Here is a 16,285-nt window from a genome sequence, read left to right on the forward strand (position 1 = left end):
TGAAATCAAGAAATGCCGGGGGTGAACGAATTTTTGCGCACGTTATTTACGCCTTAAGAATTAGCCGATAGACTACGCGCATGCGACGTCTTTCCCAGGCCGTCGTCCTGGTGACGTTGTTTCAGTTTCATAGGTATTCGAGGATCATGTCCAAGCCTACCCGCCCTTTGTCCGCTGCGGCCCTTGAGCCGATGTACCGGATCCCCGATTCCGCGGATATGGATCCGGAGCGCAAAAAGGTCCTCATCGGCGCCGCCAAGATCATGCTTGGACGGGTGCAGAAGAAAGGGCTGATCCCTGAAGACCAGGGCTATGGCGCGGTGGTCGCTTCGCCAAAACAACTGTTCACATGCTTCAAAGCGTTCCAAGACGACCCTTCCATCGGCAAGGATCTGGTCGTCGATCAGCGTGGACAGCCCGTGGCGCCGGACAACGGGTCCACGACCCTGGTTTGCGGCCCGACCTTGGAACAGGTAGAAAAGCTGCTGGTCTCCACATGCGGCAACAAGTTTTTTGGCGGCGTTCCGCCCAAAGGATCGAAAAGGAAGATCGATCCGGTCTACAAGCAGCTTCGGCCCTATCTTGCTTTTTCGTGGCAATTGCCGCTGCTGCCGATCTTCAAGGAAGAATACAATTTTGCCCATCTGCGTTATCTGGACCGCGATGTCATGCTGCTGCGGGACCCTGAGTCGGTCTATCAGATTGCCGGCTTTGGCCCGCGCGAGATCGACGCGGCGCGCAACAATCTCGGGGACCGCTTTCCCGAGATGCTCAACGCCAATGCCAAAGCCCTCGGTGGGGTGGCGCTGATCAAGGACGACATCCCCAAGACCCTGGCCCGCATCGAAAAGGCCGTCGGATATCGTGTCTGGGATTTTTTCGCCCGCGATAAACAGTATGTGGTCGAGGTGCTCAACATCAGCCATCTGGACCTGCGCGCCATTGGGCCGTTGCTGGTGGACTTGTCCCTGGAGGCCCTGATCGAGGCCACGGAGATCCCAGTGCGTATTCTCGAGCCGTTGCTCAAGGCTTTCCCGGAAGTCCTGGGCGACGACACCAACAAGCTGTTGCGCGAACCAGGATTTTGCAAAGAATTCTTCCGTCCCATTATGACCTCGTTCCGCTATATGGAATTCAAGGACGAGACCAAGGAGGAAGTGGATAAGGTCGTCGGTGATGCCGCCTTGCTGAAGCTGGGCGCCAATCGCGAGCGGATCAATAATTGGATGCAGCGACAAGGGCTCTAACAGACTGCTGAAAAAATCCGATTTCAAGCGCGTGGCGACACATGCTTCGACACGTTCAGCATGAGGGCCATCGAACTTTCAACATGTTAGCCTCACCCTGAGCTTGTCGAAGGGCGAGGGGGGCCATAGGCCAACACTTTATCAGCAGCCTGCTAAAATCTTTAGATGTGGAGCCCCACGAGGTTGTTCTCGATCAGACCGATTCTGTCGCCCGTCTATTTCTGCAAAACCACCTGATTCCGACCATTTTGCTTGGCCGCGTAAAGGGCCTCGTCGGCGGCTTTGAGCAATTCTTCTTCGTTGTTGTAGCTCTTGCTGTCCGGGTAGGCCGCCCCACCGACTGAACTGGTCACGCGGATCACCTGATCCCCGTCCTGAACTTCCGATTCCTCGATGCTGCGGCGCAGCCGTTCGCCCAGGTCGCGGGTATCCTCGGTGGAGGCCCCGGGCAGGATGGCAAAGAATTCCTCGCCGCCGTAGCGCACCAGGATATCACCCTCGCGGAACAACTTCTGCGCCGCCTTGGCAACCGCGATCAGCACCCGGTCGCCGATCAGATGACCATAGGTGTCATTGATATGCTTGAAGTGGTCCAGATCGAACATCAGCACCGAAATGGTGTTGTCGTTGCGGCTGGCGCGGACGAATTCCTCGCGCAGGCGCTTGGAGCCGAAGCGGCGGTTGTACAGCCCAGTCAGCGGATCGATGGCCGCCATGTGCTGTAGGCGCTCATGGACCAGTGAATTCTGTAGCGCCAGACCGAGGCTCTGCAACAGCAGATCGAGCAGCCGCTTTGTGCCCATCTCGTAGGACTGTGGCGCCGCCAGGACCAGAATGCCGAATACCGCCTTGTTGTATTCAATGGGCGCCATCAATACCTGGCGCGGACGGAAATCGGTCAGGGTGCCATCCACTTGCAGGTCATTGGGTAGGTCCAAGGTCACGGCCTTGCCCGTGCGCAGCACATGCCGCACATGGTCACTATCGGCCAGCTTGGCCGGGGTGCGGATGCCATGGGCCCCGGCCACCTGCATCTGGCCTTCTTGTTCGATCAAGATGGTGGCGGCGGTGGAACTGGTATACTCCAGCAGCAATTGGATGGCCTCGGTGGTCAGTTCGTCGAAATTGAGATGCTCCGACAAGGTCCGCGAGAAAGTATTGACCGCCGTTTCCACGTCATGAGCATCGGTCAGAGTCTGAATCAGGTGGTTGAACGAGCGGGCGCATTCGCCGATCTCGTCTTCGGAATCCTCGGCCACGTGACAGGTCAGCGGATCGCATTCGATGGGGCCGTCTTCAAACATATGAGTGCTGAACAGATCTTCGACCTTGTTCATGCGCTGCGACATGATCTGCAAACGCGGCCTGAAGACCACATGGGCCAAGGCGTAATTCAGCCAGCCCAGCGCCAATCCCGCCCCCAAGGTGGCGAAAAAGAACGCCGGCGTCATGACCTGATCCGAGGCCACGCCGAGCATCACGGCAAAGAACGGAAATATCGCCCCGACAATCAGTCCGAGGACGACCATCCAAATGGCAAGGTCCGTGAAAGCCTTGCTGGTCAATCTGGGTAGCACCCGCGCCTCCCATTCGCTTTGGTGCCGATGATTCTTTTTTTATGGTCGGGAGCATAACCCGTTTGGGAGGCGAAATGAACCCCTCATCTCTGAAAGGTCTTTTCAGGCCGCCTGGTTGCCCGCCGCGGCGGCGGCCCGGCCCCTTTCGAAGGCTTTCTCATTGAGCTCGACCAGATGTGGCTTGCGCGCCCGGAATCGGTCCAGAATCATTTCCTTGAGCAGGTCCGCCTCGAACGGCAGATGGTCCCCGATGGCGCCCAGCATGACCGTATTGACCAGCCGGAATTCACCCAGTTCCCGCGCAATCTCTCCGGCATCGAAGTCATAAACCATGACCCCTGCATCCCGCATGGCTTTCACCGGATCGTCCGGATAGGGGAACAGGCCCAAAGAGACCACCGGCGGCTCCAACGCATGGGTATTGACCATGGCCACACCGCCTTTTTTCAGGTGGCTGATCCAGCGCATGGATTCCGCCGGTTCGAAGCCAAGAATAATGTCGGCCTCGCCCTTGGGGATCGCCGGAGACAGGACGCGAGGGCCGAAGCGCACATGGCTGGTGACCACGCCGCCGCGCTGAGCCATGCCCGCAACCTCGGTCTTTTTGACATCCAGCCCCAAGGCGATGGCACATTGGGACAGGATCTCCGACGCCGTCATGACCCCTTGGCCGCCGATTCCGCAGACCATGATATTGGTGAGTTCCGACATGGTCTGTCTCCTTAGTGAATTCCGTCGAAGGGGCTATCCGCGGGCACGATGGCGTTGGGCCCGCAGGTGGTGGGGCAGAGATTACAGCCGGTGCAGGCCGCGGTCTCGATGGTCACCCAGGCTTTTTCAATGGGTTTGCCCTTGGGCGTGGTGGTCATCTCGCGTTTGGTCACCAGGATCGCCGGGCAGCCGACGTTGAGGCAGTTGGCGCAACCGGTGCAATCTTCGTCGATCACCTTCAAGGGCTGATATTTCTGGAACTCTGGAATCAGCACACAAGGCTGGTCGGTGATGATCACCGACGGCTCCGGCTGTTTCACCTCTTCCTTGATCATCTTGTAGATGGTCGGCATTTCGTAGGGGTTCACCTTGCGAATTCGTTCCGGATTGACGCCCAGAGCCTCGGCCAGCTTGGCGAAGTCCACCGACGGGGCCTCGTCACCATGGATATCGGTGCCGGTCCCGGCGTGGGACTGGCCGCCCGTCATGCCGGTGGTCCGGTTGTCCAGCAGCATCACAGTGACATTGCCTCGGTTGTAGACCATATCCAGCAACCCCTGCATGCCCATATGCAGGAAGGTGGAATCACCGATCACCGCGACGATGCCCTTGGACTTGTCGGCCTCGGCGCGGCCCAGATCCATGCCCAAGGCCATGCCCATGGAGGCGCCCATGCAGGTGGTGGTGTCCAAGGCGTTCCAGGGATGCCCGGCGCCCAGGGTGTAACAGCCGATGTCACCGGCGATATTGATGTTCCGATGCAGCTTCGACAGGCAGTAATAGACCGACAGATGCGGACAGCCGACGCACATGGTCGGCGGACGGGGGAAAACCTCCATATCCTTCGAGGCGGTTTCCGGCACCACCACCGGCTCGCCCAACAGCTTCTTGATGGCCGGTTGGATCACCGGCACCGAAAGCTCATGAATGCGCGGCAGGATATCCTTGCCATGCACATGCAGGCCCGCTGCCTTCAGTTCATTTTCCATCACCGGTTCGGTCTCTTCGACCACCACCAGCTTGTCCACCGTCGCGGCAAAGGCCTTGATGCTCTCCACCGGCAGCGGGCAGGTGAAACCCAGCTTCATGATCGGCACATTGGGAAAGGCTTCCCGGGCGTGCATATAGGCCGGGCCGGAGGTCAGAAGCCCGATCCGCTTGTCGGAGCCATCCTCGATGACATTGAGGTCGGTCTGCTCGGCAAACGCGGTCAATTGTGTTTCCCGGTCCAACTGCCAGGGCAGTCGCACCCGGGCCGTGGAGGGAACAAGTACCCAGCGGGACGGATCCCGGGTGAAAGGCACCTCGGGGCGCTCTTCGCGCTCGCCAACGGTGACCATGGCTTTCACATGGCAGATACGGGTGGTCAGGCGCAGGATCACCGGGGTGGAGAACTGCTCGGAGATTTCAAATCCCCGTTTGACCATTTCATAGGCTTCCTGTGAATCCGCCGGTTCCATGATCGGCACATGGGCGAAGCGGCCCCAAAAGCGGCTATCTTGCTCATTCTGCGATGAGGACAAGCCCACGTCATCGGCGATGGCGATGACCAGCCCGCCGCCAACCCCAGCCAGAGTCTGGCTCATCAAGGCGTCCGAGGCCACGTTCATGCCCACATGCTTCATGGCGCAAAAGGCCCGGGCTCCGGCCACCGAGGCACCGATGGCCACTTCCAACGAGACTTTCTCGTTGACCGACCATTGGGCGTGAATATCCGGATACAGAGCCAGGCTTTCCAGAATTTCGGTGGAGGGTGTGCCGGGATAAGCAGTGCCCACACGAACGCCGGCCTCCCAGGCGCCTCGCGCTACTGCTTCATTGCCGGACATGAGATGAGATGTGGCGGCTGCTGCCTGGACCAATGCGTTCACGGATAGTTACCTCGCCAGATGCGTTGCACTGCAATAGGACCGTCTGTGTTACACCTCCGAAGAGGGGTACGGGAAGTTTTTTTTACCCGGCGTCCCTCCCGAGAACTGGCACATGGCTTGCGATCCTCAGCGCATACAATAGTCTTACAAGAGGATCCTCATCCATGACCGAGATCAATTTTTCCACCGACGTGATTGTCATCGGCGCCGGACCGGTGGGCCTGTTCGCCATCCACCAGTGCGGCATGCTGAAAATGAAATGCCATGTGATCGACGCCTTGGACCATACCGGGGGCCAGTGCAATGCTTTGTATCCGGAAAAACCCATCTACGATATTCCAGGCTATCCGAAGATTCTTGGCGGCGAACTGATCCAAAACCTGATGGCTCAGGCCCTGCCCTTTGAGCCGGTCTTTCACCCTGGCCAACAGGTAACGGCCTTGGATCCTCTTGAACAAGGAGGATGGTCCGTGACCACCGACAAAGGCCTGACGGGAACGGCAAAGGCGGTGATCGTGGCTGCCGGGGGTGGCGCCTTCGGGCCCAATCGCCCGCCCTTGGACGGCATCCAGGGCTATGAAGGACACAGTGTTTTCTATGCCGTTCAACGCCGGGATGCCTTCGTGGACAAGCGGGTGGTCATCGCCGGCGGCGGAGACTCCGCCGTGGATTGGGCCATCTCCTTGGCCGAGGTCGCCAAGAGCGTGGCGGTTGTGCATCGCCGCGACCGCTTCCGCTGTGCCCCTGAGTCCGCCGCCCAACTGAAAGCCCTGGCGGCGCAAGGCAAGGTCGAGATGGTCACACCCTATCAATTGGCGGCACTGGAAGGAGCTGACGGGCAGCTTTCCGGCGTCACGGTCAAAACCTTGAAAGGGGAGGAAAAGCGGCTGCCTGCGGATGTGCTTCTGCCGTTTTTCGGTTTGTCCATGGACCCGGGACCCGTGGCCACCTGGGGATTGGATATGAGTGGCCAGTACGTGGCGGTCAACCGGGAGAGCATGGAGACCTGCCGCCCCGGAGTCTATGCGGTGGGGGATATCGCTACCTACTGCGGCAAGCTAAAGCTCATATTGTGCGGCTTTGCGGAGGCGGCCACGGCGGCCCATAGCGCCTTTGCCCATGTGCATCCGGGCGAGGCGCTGCACTTGGAATTCTCCACCAGCAAAGGTGTGCCAGCAGCGGCTTGAGTTCAGGTCAGGCCGCCGAGGCTGTGGCGTCCCGGGGAAGCGCATCGAGCAGGGCTTCGGCCATGGTGCGCACGTCCCGCGCTACTTTGGGATTCTCGGTTACCAAGGCGGTGATGATGGCGCCATCCATCAAGATCCCCAATTGATGCGCCACACCGTTGGGGTCGGCATAGCCCTCCTGTTCGGCCAAGGCGGCAATGGGCGTCAGCACCTGTTTCTTGTGGCTGATCGTCAGTTCGCGAATGTGCGGATCGGCTTTGTTGTGTTCGGCCACCGCATTGAGGAACGCGCAGCCGAAGAAATCCTCCCGCACGAACCATTTTTCCAACACGTCAAACACCCCCAACAGCCGCTCGCGGGCGGATTGACCGCTGCGCTTCAGTTCTTTTTCATACCAGGCGCGCCAAGTTTCCCCTTCGCGCTCCAGGGCCGCATGGATCAGGCCTCGTTTCGAGCCGAAGCGATTATAAAGAGTCATGCGCGCGACCCCGGATTCCTCGATGATCCGATCAATGCCCGTGGCATGAATCCCTTCCTCGCAGAACAGCCTGATCGCCGTATCGAGAATGCGGTCCCTGGCCCCCGCGACGGCGTTGGCGCCGCATGTGCTTTTATTGGTCTTGGGCATTGTTTGCTCCCATTGCTTCCAAACCGTGCAGATCGTCAGAGCAAGAAGTCTGCCGGTTTGCCTCCCCATCGGCCTTGATCTCTATCATAAACCTGTTTTCGGGTCTTTTCGCAAGACCCTCGGCATCTTCCGGAACCCCGTCGTGGACCCGCCGCCGCTCAAACTTTCAGCAAATAGACCGACCGTTCTATCTATGCCCTTCATTTCGCAAAAGAATCTCCTGTGACTTGATGTGGAATCAGCGCGATTCACGCCGCCATTCTTGCCAGATCACCGTCATAATGAATTGTTTTTACTTTATTTTTTTATTTTACGCCCAATGTTTAATCTTTGCTCATTTATGGCTATTTTTTAGGCTTTCCTGCTTTATTCGTCCCCCCCCCCTCCCTCGCCCCCGATCCGCCTGATCTCGCGGAATCTCAGGTTTCCCGGCGCCCTCCCCACTTTGGCACGGCATATGCAGGATGGGGATGAATAGACCGGTCAGTATAATCATGCCGTCCGGTTCCGAGAAGATCGCAACCTTAAGGGGAACGACCCATGTCCACCGGCGCCCATATCCTCATCGAGGGTCTGACCCACCGCTACAAGGCCAAGGGCGATGTGGTTCTGGATGACATCAACGTGGAGATCGAACCGGGTCAGGCCTTGGCCATTATCGGTCGATCGGGGTGCGGCAAGTCCACCTTGTTGCATCTGATCGCCGGACTGATGAAACCCTTCGAAGGTAAAATCTGGATCGACGGCCTGCATGTGACCGATCCCTCGCCCAAGTGGATCATGATGTTCCAGGCCCCGAGCCTGTTTCCCTGGATGACGGTAAAAGACAACGTCACCCTCGGCCTACGTTTTTCCGGTCGCATGAAAATGGCCGACGCCAAGGCCAAGGAACTTCTTGAACTGGTACACCTGGAAGACTTCGCCGAGACCAACGTGCAGGACCTGTCCGGCGGCCAACAGCAACGAGTCGCCCTGGCCCGCTCCCTGGCCACCGAGCCCGAGGCCCTGCTGCTTGACGAGCCCTTTTCCGCCCTGGATGCCTTTACCCGCGCCACCCTGCAACGGGAAGTGCGCGCCATCGCCAAGAAGCTTGGCCTGACTCTGATCTTCGTTACCCACGATATCGACGAGGCCGCCATCATGGCTGACCGGGCGCTGATCATGAGCGCCAACCCGGGCCGGGTGCGCGGCGACGTGACCATGAACCTGCCCGAGATCCGCGACCGCAACAGCGCCGCGGTCAAGACGGAAAAAAACCGCCTGCTGGAAATATTCGAAGACACCGTCGGTCAGGCCGTCGGTGCAGATTCTTCCGACGCCGAAGACCTGGGAGACGGAGACGGGGAAACCGTTGTCCCAGCCAGACTCGGCGCCGCCTGAGCCCCAACAAATACCGCTCGCACCCATAAGGAGATTGAGCATGAGTGACAAAGACATCAAAGCTTTGAACGAAGACTGGACCAGCGCCGACTGGACCCGTCGGGAAACTCTGGAACGCATGGCCGCCGGAGGCATGGGCGCCATGCTGGGCAGTTCGTTGCTCGGCGGCGCGGCCCAAGCCGCCGTACCTGATGACGGCGTGGTGCGCATTGGCTACCTGCCGATCACCGACGCCACCGCCTTGCTGGTCGCCCATGGCATGGGCTTTTTCAAGGAAGAAGGCCTGGAAGCCGCCAAACCGACCCTGATCCGGGGTTGGTCGCCGTTGATCGAGGGCTTTGCCGCCAAGAAGTTCAACCTGGTCCACTTCCTCAAGCCGATCCCGGTGTGGATGCGCTACAATAATGACTATCCGGTCAAGATCATGGCCTGGGCCCATACCAATGGCTCCGGCCTGGTGGTCGGCAAGCATACCGGCATCACCGACTTCTCGCAGCTGGGCGGCAAGCAGGTCGCCGTGCCCTACTGGTATTCCATGCATAACATCGTGTTGCAGATCGCCCTGCGCCAAGCGGGCGTAAAGGCGGTGATCAAGGCGCAAGGCGAGCCGCTGGCCAATGACGAATGCAATTTGCAGGTCATGCCGCCGCCGGACATGCCGCCCGCCCTGGCCGCCAAGAAGATTGACGCATACATCGTCGCCGAGCCGTTCAACGCCATGGGCGAATTGAAGGCGGGCGCCAAGATGCTGCGCTTCACCGGTGATATCTGGAAGAACCATCCCTGCTGCGTCATCTGCATGCAGGAAGAAGACACCAAGGAAAAGAAGGAATGGACCCAAAAGGTCATGAACGCCATCGTCAAGGCGCAGATCTATGCCTCCCAGAATAAGAAGGAGGTGGCCCATATGATGTCCCGCGACGGCAAGAAGTATCTGCCCATGCCGGCCAAGGTGGTGGAGCGGGCCATGACCCTCTATGACGATGCCGCCTATGCGGCCCCGGACGCCATCCAGCACCCGGAATGGGGCAACGGACGGGTCGACTTCCAGCCCTGGCCCTATCCGTCGGCCACCAAGATGATCATCGAGGCCATGAACGATACCGTGGTCGCCGGAGACAAGACCTTCTTGAGCAAGCTGGACTCCGACTTCGCGGTCAAGGACCTGGTGGACTACGACTATGTCCGCGCCGCCTTGGAGAAGTTCCCCGCCTGGAAGAATGATCCGTCGGTCAATCCGTCCGATCCCTATTCCCGCGAAGAAATCGTCAAGGTGTAACGGACCATGGTGATCCAAGCCCCAGCGGTTGGGACGAAAGTGGAAGGGCCGTCGTTTTCGATGGCGGCCCTGACCGCTTCCCCCTCGTTCAAGAAAGTGGCCCATCCGGTCATCGGCATCACCGGGCTCATGGCCCTGTGGTGGTTGGGCGGCTATCTCATCGCCGCCAATCCGGACACGGAATCCTTCGCCGATTTCGGACCGATTACCGCCTTGGACGCCCTGTGGCGGATCCTGTCCAGTGGCGAGGTCTGGGAGATGTCCATTCCCAGCCTCGGTCGCATCGGCGGCGGCCTGTTCTGGGCCATTGCCATCGGCGTGCCCATGGGCATCATCATCGGCCGCAAGCCGACGGTGCGCGGCATCACCCATGTGCCGTTCCAATTCCTGCGCATGATCTCGCCCTTGTCTTGGATGCCCGTTGCCGTGTTGGTGTTTGCCACCTGGGACGGTGCTATCGTCTTTCTCATCGCCATGGCCGCCGTTTGGCCGGTGACTTTCGCCACCGCCAACGGCCTGCGCAAGGTCGATCCGGCCTGGTTCAAGGTGGCCCGCAATCTGGGCGCCAAGGGCCATCAGATGCTGCTGCATGTGATCCTGCCCGCCATCGCCATGGATGTTCTCACCGGCATCCGGTTGGCCTTGGGTGTCGCCTGGATCGTGCTGGTCCCGGCCGAGTACCTGGGCGTGACCTCGGGCCTTGGCTACTCCATCAACGATGCCCGCGACACATTGGAATACGACCGCCTGGCGGCCATCGTCGTGATCATCGGAATCATCGGTTTCGCCCTGGACAGCATCTGTCTGTGGCTCATCAAGCGCACCTCCTGGATGCGGGAGAGCTGACGGAAACCAAAACACTCACTTTAAAACGCAAGGAGACTTCCCAATGACTGCCAATACCGCCATGACCTCTTGCCTGCTGCCCATCGACAAAACCGGCCTCAACGGCCTGATCGAGAAGAGCAAGGAAAACCCCCAGGCCATCAAGACCCTGAAGTGCAAGACCATCGCCGAGGGCAAGTTCCGCCATCTCAACATGATCCGTGACCTGGAGCCCTACATCGTTGATGAGCCTCCGGTGCTCCTGGGCGACGATACGGCGCCGAACCCGTCCGAGGCCGCTCTGGCCGCTCTGGGCTCCTGTATTGCCGTGGGTATCCATGCCAACGCCGTGCATCAGGGCATCACCATCCAAAAACTGGAGCTGGAACTCGAAGGCGATCTGAATATCACCGCCGTCTGGGGCTGTGGCGACACCTCGGAGAAGCCCGTGGGCTTTACCGACGTGCGCGTCAAGGTGGACCTGGAATGTGATGCCTCCGAGGAAGACAAGGCCGCCTTGCTCGCCCATGTGAAGCAATGGTCGCCGGTGGCTAATACTTATACCCGTCCGGTCAATCTCGAACTGGGTTTGATGTAAACGGCTGGGCATCCCCTTATGGGGATGCCGCGTCCCCGTCCTGACAAAGAAAAGGAGGCCACACAGATGGCTGTCGCAATGCAAATCACGGACCCCGCACCTGTCCTGCCCGCCAGCAAGCAAGACATGCTGGCCGCCGTCCGAGAGGTGGCTGAAAATGATATCCGCGGCATGGCCGTGCCGGTGGACGTGGATGGGATCTATCCCGGCGAGAACATGGTCAAGCTGGCCCAGGCGGGTGCCTTTGCCCAGCATGTGACCGGTTTCGGCTACAACCCCGATCAGAACAACCTGCTCGATACCATCGAAGCAATGACCGTCGCCGGGACTGAATGCGGTAACACCAGCTTCCTGATGTGGCTACAGAACGCCTTCGCCTGGTACCTGTTGCAGTCGGACAATACCGCGCTACGCGACGAGCTTTTGGAAAAGACCGTCACCGGCCAGATCATGGGCACCTCGGGCATGTCCAACCCGGTGAAGTCCATGGACGGCATCGAGAAGTTCAAGCTCAAGGGTCAGCGGGTCGAGGGCGGCTATATCGTCTCCGGCGTGCTGCCCTATGTCTCCAACCTGGGCGACAATCACTACATGGGCTCGGCCTTCGAGATGGCCGATGACCCCAGCGTCAAGAAGATGGCCGTGTTCCATATCAACGGCGACGACGTGCAGATCAAGCAAAACACCCATTTCATCGCCCTGGAAGGCTCGGGCACCTACTCGGTGCTGGTCAAGAAGGCCTTCATTCCCGACAGCCGCATCCTGGCCGAGGACATGCCTGCCTATGTGAAGCGCATCAAGCCCGCCTTCTTCCTGATGCAGGCCGGGATCGCTCTGGGCCAGATCCAGGCCTTCATCAATATCATGAAGGAAAGCGACAAGAGCCTGTTGCACGTCAATCAGTACCTGCCGGAACGGGCCGAGACCTTCGAGGCCGAAGTGGCCGCGGCCCTGCCTGGTGTCGTCGAGCTGCTCAAGACCCCCCTGGATGCCTCGCCGGAATACCTGAAGAAGGTGTTTGAAACCCGTCTCTATGCCGGTGAGCTGACCATGCGGGCCGCCAACGCCGCCCTGCTGCACGAAGGCGCCAAGGGCTACATCCAGGGATCCACCGTCGATCGGCGGTTCCGCGAATCCATCTTCGTCGCCATCGTCACCCCGGCCACCAAACACCTGCGCAAGGCCATCGCTGATTTGGGCGCCTGACTGAAAAAACCAAGGAGAAAAGTATTATGTCCCGCGTTGAAGTTACTGAGAAAATCGTTGCCACCAAGCTAGCCAAGGGCCTGAAATGGGCCGACGTGGCCAAGGACATCGGTCAGTCCAAGGAATGGACCACCACCGCCTTGCTCGGTCAGATGCAGATGAACGAGGAAGAAGCCGCCACCGCCGCCAAGATCTTCGACCTGACCGAAGAGGAAGCCAAATGGCTGACCACCTGCCCGTACCGGGGCGGCCTGGGCCAGACGGTGCCGACCGATGCCTTGATCTATCGTTTCTACGAGATCATTCAGGTCTACGGCCCGACCTTGAAGGCCCTGATCGAAGAGGAATACGGCGACGGCATCATGTCGGCCATCGATTTCTCCATGGATATCGCCAAGGAGGAGAACCCGGCCGGAAACCGCGTCGTGGTCACCCTCAACGGCAAGTTCCTGCCCTACAAGCGCTACTGAGGCCCGGGGCGGGCCGGAAGAAAGCCTTCGGCCCGCCGCTGCCAACCATAAGGAAGCCCACCATGCCCACCCTGACCGTGACCGACGCCCAGGGCGTCACCAAGGAACTGGACGCCGATACCGGCCTCTCCGTCATGGAAATCCTGCGCGAGGCCGGCTATCCGGTGGCCGGCGAATGCAACGGTTCGCTGGCCTGTGCCACCTGCCACGTCATCATTGACCCGAATTGGTTCGGGAAGCTCGAAGATCAGGCGGAAGAAGAGGAAGACATCCTCGACACGGTTTTCAATCTGGAGGAAACTTCCCGTCTGGCCTGCCAGATCATGATGTCCGACGACCTGTCGGGCCTGGCCGTCAGCCTGCCCAGTTGAAGGAAGGAACCCGCCCGATGAGCAAGACCGTCACCTACTACTTCACGCTGATTTCGCCTTTCACCTATCTGGGTCAACCCCGGGTATTGGAGTTGGCCAAACGCGATGACCTGGACTTCGTCTATAAGCCCTTCGATATCATGAAGATCTTCAACGAGGTGGGCGCCCTGCCGCCGGTCAAGCGTCATCCGTCGCACCAGAAATACCGCGCCGCCGAGTTGCAGCGCTGGAGCGCCAAACTGGGGCTGCCATTGAACCTCAAGCCGGCCCATTTCCCGGTGCCAACCCAGGCGGCAAGCTGCATGTTGCTGGCCGCAATGGACGCGGGGGCCGATCCGGGACCGCTGGTCATGGGTATCTTGAAAGCCGTCTGGGCCGAGGAACGCAATATCACCGAAGCCGAGACCCTGGCCGCCATCGCCAGCGAATGCGGATTGGATGGTGCCGCCTTGGTCGCCGCTTCGCAAGCCGATGGCATGGTCGAGCGCTTTGAAGCCTCGACCGCCGAGGCCATTGCCGATGGGGTGTTCGGCTCGCCGACCTTCATTGTCGACGACCAGATATTCTGGGGCCAAGACCGCATTGCCATGCTGGAAGAAGCCCTTTAATCGGGCCGAACAGGAGACCGACCATGCCTATCCAATGGAGCCAGGACCTGGCCCTCGGCCATCCACAGATCGATCATGACCATCGGGTTTTGGTGGACATGCTGAATCGGGTGGAGACGCAAATCGAAACCGGTGCCTCATCCAGCGATGTTGAAGAGGTGCTGGTCGGTCTCAACAACTATGTGGCCGAGCATTTTGCGCGCGAGGAAGGGATCATGGAGGAAAGCGGCTATTCCATGATCGATTCCCACAAGGGGCAACATCAACGATTTACCACCCAGATCAAAAAACTGACCGCCAACTATCAAGACGACCCGAACGCCATTGATCTGCCAAAGCTGCACAAGTTCCTGACCGATTGGCTGTTGACCCATATTCAGATCACCGACCAGACGCTGGTATCGGGGTAGCGCAGGGTCGTCTATAGTCTCCCTTGGACCATCGGTCAGGGGAGCAAGATGCCATGGATCCGTTGCGGATCGCCGCCACCAAGAACACGCCTGAAGTCACTTTTGATTTTGCCGCCAACCGTTTTGCCTTGTGCGGTAAGTCTTATCCCGAAGACGCCCGGTCCTTTTATGACCCACTGCTTGAGAAGCTGCACCGTCACTTCGAACCAAGCAACAGTGGCGATGTGGTCTTCGATATCGATCTGACCGTTTTCGATTCCAGCACCACCCGTGTCCTGGCGGACCTGTTTGAGGTACTTGACGTGGCGGGAGCCAGGGGGATGACCGTGGCCCTGCATTGGGCCTGCGGAAAAGGCGACGAGGACCTGAAGGAAAAAGGCGTCACCCTGGCCGAAGAGATGACATTCGCCAATTTCACCCTCAGGCGGAAGGAAGATAGCGCGCCTCAAGATGGCGCTTGAAGGCTGTTGTGCTCAGGGGCTCACCGGTGGCCTGACGCAATAAGTCCGGCGCCGACAGGGAACATCCCATGCCATGGACATTGGCCCGCAGCCAAGTCATCAAAGGCACGAAATCCCCTTGGGCAATCGCCGCCAGCAATTCCGTATCCGCCTGTTGGGCGGCGGCGAAAAGCTGTGCTGCCGTCATGGCGCCCAGGGTGTAGGTGGGGAAATAGCCCCAGGCTCCGTCGTACCAATGGATATCCTGCAAACAGCCAAGCCCATCGTTCGGCGGTCGGATGCCGAGCAACCTTTCCAGGCCGTCGTTCCAAGCCTCGGGGAGATCGGCCAAATCCATGCTGCCCTGGATCAAGGCTTTCTCCAACTCGTAGCGCAAGATCACATGGGCGGGATAGGTGACTTCGTCCGCATCGACGCGGATGAAATCGGGCTTCACGCGGGTGTAGATGCGGGTCAGGTTGTCGATGTCCCAAGCCGGGCCACCGCCACCCAATTCGTCGGCGATTACCGGCGCGGCATAGGTCAGGAAATCCCGCGACCGGCAGACCTGCATCTCGATAAGCAGGGACTGGCTTTCATGGATGCTCATGCCCATGGCCCCCCCCACCGGCTGATGCCGCCAGGCGTCGGGAAGTCCCATTTCGTACAAGGCATGGCCGGTTTCATGCAAAACGCCCATCAGCGCCGAGGTGAAATCTGCCGGGTCGTAGCGGGTGGTCAGGCGCACATCACCCTGGGTACCGCCACAAAAGGGATGCAGCGAAACATCCAATCTTCCATGCTCGAAATCGAAACCCAATTGCGACATCAGACGACGGCCCAGGGCTTCCTGTCGTTCCACGGGGAAGGGACCAGCCAGATCCAGCAGTGGCGGCTCCGCTGCCTGGCGTTCCAACACCCGGGACAGGAAATCGGGCAGAAATCCCCCCAGGTCCTCGAACAACAGATCGATATCCGCCGAGCGGGCATCCGGTTCGTATTCATCCAACAAGGCATCGTAAAGGCCGACACCCAATTTCTCCGACTTGGCCGCCGCCCCCTCGCGGGTCAGATTCAGCAGCGTTCGCAAGGAGGGCAGTACCTGTTGGAAATCAGCCTCGGCGCGGGCCATGCGCCAGATCTGCTCGCAAGCCGAAGCGGCATGACTCTTCGCTGCCACCAGGTCCTCTGGCAGGGCCGCGGCATGAACCCACATGCGGCGCATACCGGCCAGATTGGCGGTGCGCCATTCGTCCAGATCCTCGGTCGCGGCACTGTCGAGCAGCTCTTCCATATCCGGGGCGGCCAGAAGGCCATGCTGAGTGGTTTCCAGAACAGCCACCTGTTCAGCCCGGTCCGAGGCGCCACCGCCGGGCATCATCACCGACTGGTCCCAGCGCAACACCGCCTCGGCGTCGCCCAACACCAGGATGCGGCGGAACCGTTCGCTCAGTTGGTTGTACGAGTCCCTCATGCG

General features: G+C 59.7%; 17 protein-coding genes. 12 read left to right on the top strand and 5 right to left on the bottom strand.

Translation table 11 applies throughout. The features are described from left to right. Nucleotides 1-146: 146 nt before the first annotated feature. The gene (locus tag MGMAQ_RS14915) at nucleotides 147-1,247 is read left to right on the top strand and encodes a hypothetical protein (RefSeq protein WP_148560986.1); all 1,101 of its coding nucleotides are present in this window, start codon (nucleotides 147-149) and stop codon (nucleotides 1,245-1,247) included. 215 nt (nucleotides 1,248-1,462) lie between these two features. Here MGMAQ_RS14915 and MGMAQ_RS14920 read toward each other — a convergent pair whose 3' ends face one another. The 3 genes from MGMAQ_RS14920 to MGMAQ_RS14930 all read right to left on the bottom strand — a co-directional run bounded on the left by MGMAQ_RS14920 (nucleotide 1,463) and on the right by MGMAQ_RS14930 (nucleotide 5,406). Further along, nucleotides 1,463-2,824, bottom strand: coding sequence for a sensor domain-containing diguanylate cyclase (locus tag MGMAQ_RS14920; protein ID WP_158498875.1), 1,362 nt, complete (start codon nucleotides 2,822-2,824; stop codon nucleotides 1,463-1,465). Between the two features lie 102 nt (nucleotides 2,825-2,926). After that, nucleotides 2,927-3,535, bottom strand: coding sequence for an indolepyruvate oxidoreductase subunit beta (locus tag MGMAQ_RS14925; protein ID WP_046022176.1), 609 nt, complete (start codon nucleotides 3,533-3,535; stop codon nucleotides 2,927-2,929). A gap of 11 nt (nucleotides 3,536-3,546) precedes the next feature. Continuing rightward, nucleotides 3,547-5,406, bottom strand: a complete 1,860-nt coding sequence (locus tag MGMAQ_RS14930) for a thiamine pyrophosphate-dependent enzyme (RefSeq protein ID WP_046022177.1) — start codon at nucleotides 5,404-5,406, stop codon at nucleotides 3,547-3,549. Between the two features lie 164 nt (nucleotides 5,407-5,570). On the opposite strand from MGMAQ_RS14930, the gene MGMAQ_RS14935 reads away from it, so the two are divergent. Beyond that, the gene (locus MGMAQ_RS14935) at nucleotides 5,571-6,593 is read left to right on the top strand and encodes an NAD(P)/FAD-dependent oxidoreductase (protein WP_046022178.1); all 1,023 of its coding nucleotides are present in this window, start codon (nucleotides 5,571-5,573) and stop codon (nucleotides 6,591-6,593) included. Between the two features lie 7 nt (nucleotides 6,594-6,600). Here MGMAQ_RS14935 and MGMAQ_RS14940 read toward each other — a convergent pair whose 3' ends face one another. Beyond that, nucleotides 6,601-7,221, bottom strand: coding sequence for a TetR/AcrR family transcriptional regulator (locus tag MGMAQ_RS14940; RefSeq protein WP_046022179.1), 621 nt, complete (start codon nucleotides 7,219-7,221; stop codon nucleotides 6,601-6,603). 540 nt (nucleotides 7,222-7,761) lie between these two features. Between MGMAQ_RS14940 and MGMAQ_RS14945 the strand changes: the two genes are divergently transcribed. The 10 genes from MGMAQ_RS14945 to MGMAQ_RS14990 all read left to right on the top strand — a co-directional run bounded on the left by MGMAQ_RS14945 (nucleotide 7,762) and on the right by MGMAQ_RS14990 (nucleotide 14,829). Then, the gene (locus tag MGMAQ_RS14945) at nucleotides 7,762-8,601 is read left to right on the top strand and encodes an ABC transporter ATP-binding protein (RefSeq protein ID WP_046022180.1); all 840 of its coding nucleotides are present in this window, start codon (nucleotides 7,762-7,764) and stop codon (nucleotides 8,599-8,601) included. A gap of 40 nt (nucleotides 8,602-8,641) precedes the next feature. Beyond that, on the top strand, nucleotides 8,642-9,880 hold the full coding sequence (locus tag MGMAQ_RS14950) for an ABC transporter substrate-binding protein (RefSeq protein ID WP_046022181.1): 1,239 nt from the start codon (nucleotides 8,642-8,644) through the stop codon (nucleotides 9,878-9,880). Nucleotides 9,881-9,886: 6 nt separating this feature from the next. Continuing rightward, complete coding sequence (locus MGMAQ_RS14955) at nucleotides 9,887-10,726, top strand: ABC transporter permease (protein ID WP_082085468.1); 840 nt, start codon at nucleotides 9,887-9,889, stop codon at nucleotides 10,724-10,726. 43 nt (nucleotides 10,727-10,769) lie between these two features. After that, entirely contained in the window at nucleotides 10,770-11,303 is a 534-nt protein-coding gene (locus MGMAQ_RS14960; RefSeq protein WP_046022182.1) for an OsmC family protein, read from the top strand. Between the two features lie 66 nt (nucleotides 11,304-11,369). Then, entirely contained in the window at nucleotides 11,370-12,509 is a 1,140-nt protein-coding gene (locus MGMAQ_RS14965; protein ID WP_046022183.1) for an acyl-CoA/acyl-ACP dehydrogenase, read from the top strand. Nucleotides 12,510-12,535: 26 nt separating this feature from the next. After that, nucleotides 12,536-12,979 carry a cyanase gene (gene cynS, locus MGMAQ_RS14970; protein WP_046022184.1) on the top strand — a complete coding sequence of 148 codons (444 nt, stop codon included), beginning with the start codon at nucleotides 12,536-12,538 and terminating at the stop codon, nucleotides 12,977-12,979. A gap of 62 nt (nucleotides 12,980-13,041) precedes the next feature. Then, nucleotides 13,042-13,350, top strand: a complete 309-nt coding sequence (locus MGMAQ_RS14975) for a 2Fe-2S iron-sulfur cluster-binding protein (RefSeq protein ID WP_046022185.1) — start codon at nucleotides 13,042-13,044, stop codon at nucleotides 13,348-13,350. Between the two features lie 17 nt (nucleotides 13,351-13,367). Further along, nucleotides 13,368-13,958 carry a 2-hydroxychromene-2-carboxylate isomerase gene (locus MGMAQ_RS14980; protein ID WP_046022186.1) on the top strand — a complete coding sequence of 197 codons (591 nt, stop codon included), beginning with the start codon at nucleotides 13,368-13,370 and terminating at the stop codon, nucleotides 13,956-13,958. Between the two features lie 23 nt (nucleotides 13,959-13,981). Continuing rightward, nucleotides 13,982-14,368: a bacteriohemerythrin gene (locus tag MGMAQ_RS14985; protein ID WP_046022187.1), complete on the top strand. Its 387-nt coding sequence runs from the start codon at nucleotides 13,982-13,984 to the stop codon at nucleotides 14,366-14,368. Between the two features lie 53 nt (nucleotides 14,369-14,421). After that, complete coding sequence (locus MGMAQ_RS14990; protein ID WP_046022188.1) at nucleotides 14,422-14,829, top strand: DUF1987 domain-containing protein; 408 nt, start codon at nucleotides 14,422-14,424, stop codon at nucleotides 14,827-14,829. Here MGMAQ_RS14990 and MGMAQ_RS14995 read toward each other — a convergent pair. After that, nucleotides 14,789-16,282, bottom strand: coding sequence for a carboxypeptidase M32 (locus tag MGMAQ_RS14995; RefSeq protein WP_082085601.1), 1,494 nt, complete (start codon nucleotides 16,280-16,282; stop codon nucleotides 14,789-14,791). The two genes, MGMAQ_RS14990 and MGMAQ_RS14995, sit on opposite strands and share 41 nt — an antisense overlap. Nucleotides 16,283-16,285 lie beyond the last annotated feature (3 nt).

Source organism: Magnetospira sp. QH-2 (assembly GCF_000968135.1).
Taxonomy (GTDB): Bacteria; Pseudomonadota; Alphaproteobacteria; order Rhodospirillales; family Magnetospiraceae; genus Magnetospira.

Coding starts and splice junctions, on each gene's coding strand:
- MGMAQ_RS14915 (WP_148560986.1), top strand. CDS start 147: ATGTCCAAGCCTACCCGCCCTTTGTCCGCTGCGGCCCTTGAGCCGATG.
- MGMAQ_RS14925 (WP_046022176.1), bottom strand. CDS start 3,535: ATGTCGGAACTCACCAATATCATGGTCTGCGGAATCGGCGGCCAAGGG.
- MGMAQ_RS14935 (WP_046022178.1), top strand. CDS start 5,571: ATGACCGAGATCAATTTTTCCACCGACGTGATTGTCATCGGCGCCGGA.
- MGMAQ_RS14940 (WP_046022179.1), bottom strand. CDS start 7,221: ATGCCCAAGACCAATAAAAGCACATGCGGCGCCAACGCCGTCGCGGGG.
- MGMAQ_RS14945 (WP_046022180.1), top strand. CDS start 7,762: ATGTCCACCGGCGCCCATATCCTCATCGAGGGTCTGACCCACCGCTAC.
- MGMAQ_RS14950 (WP_046022181.1), top strand. CDS start 8,642: ATGAGTGACAAAGACATCAAAGCTTTGAACGAAGACTGGACCAGCGCC.
- MGMAQ_RS14955 (WP_082085468.1), top strand. CDS start 9,887: ATGGTGATCCAAGCCCCAGCGGTTGGGACGAAAGTGGAAGGGCCGTCG.
- MGMAQ_RS14960 (WP_046022182.1), top strand. CDS start 10,770: ATGACTGCCAATACCGCCATGACCTCTTGCCTGCTGCCCATCGACAAA.
- MGMAQ_RS14965 (WP_046022183.1), top strand. CDS start 11,370: ATGGCTGTCGCAATGCAAATCACGGACCCCGCACCTGTCCTGCCCGCC.
- cynS (WP_046022184.1), top strand. CDS start 12,536: ATGTCCCGCGTTGAAGTTACTGAGAAAATCGTTGCCACCAAGCTAGCC.
- MGMAQ_RS14975 (WP_046022185.1), top strand. CDS start 13,042: ATGCCCACCCTGACCGTGACCGACGCCCAGGGCGTCACCAAGGAACTG.
- MGMAQ_RS14980 (WP_046022186.1), top strand. CDS start 13,368: ATGAGCAAGACCGTCACCTACTACTTCACGCTGATTTCGCCTTTCACC.
- MGMAQ_RS14985 (WP_046022187.1), top strand. CDS start 13,982: ATGCCTATCCAATGGAGCCAGGACCTGGCCCTCGGCCATCCACAGATC.
- MGMAQ_RS14990 (WP_046022188.1), top strand. CDS start 14,422: ATGGATCCGTTGCGGATCGCCGCCACCAAGAACACGCCTGAAGTCACT.
- MGMAQ_RS14995 (WP_082085601.1), bottom strand. CDS start 16,282: ATGAGGGACTCGTACAACCAACTGAGCGAACGGTTCCGCCGCATCCTG.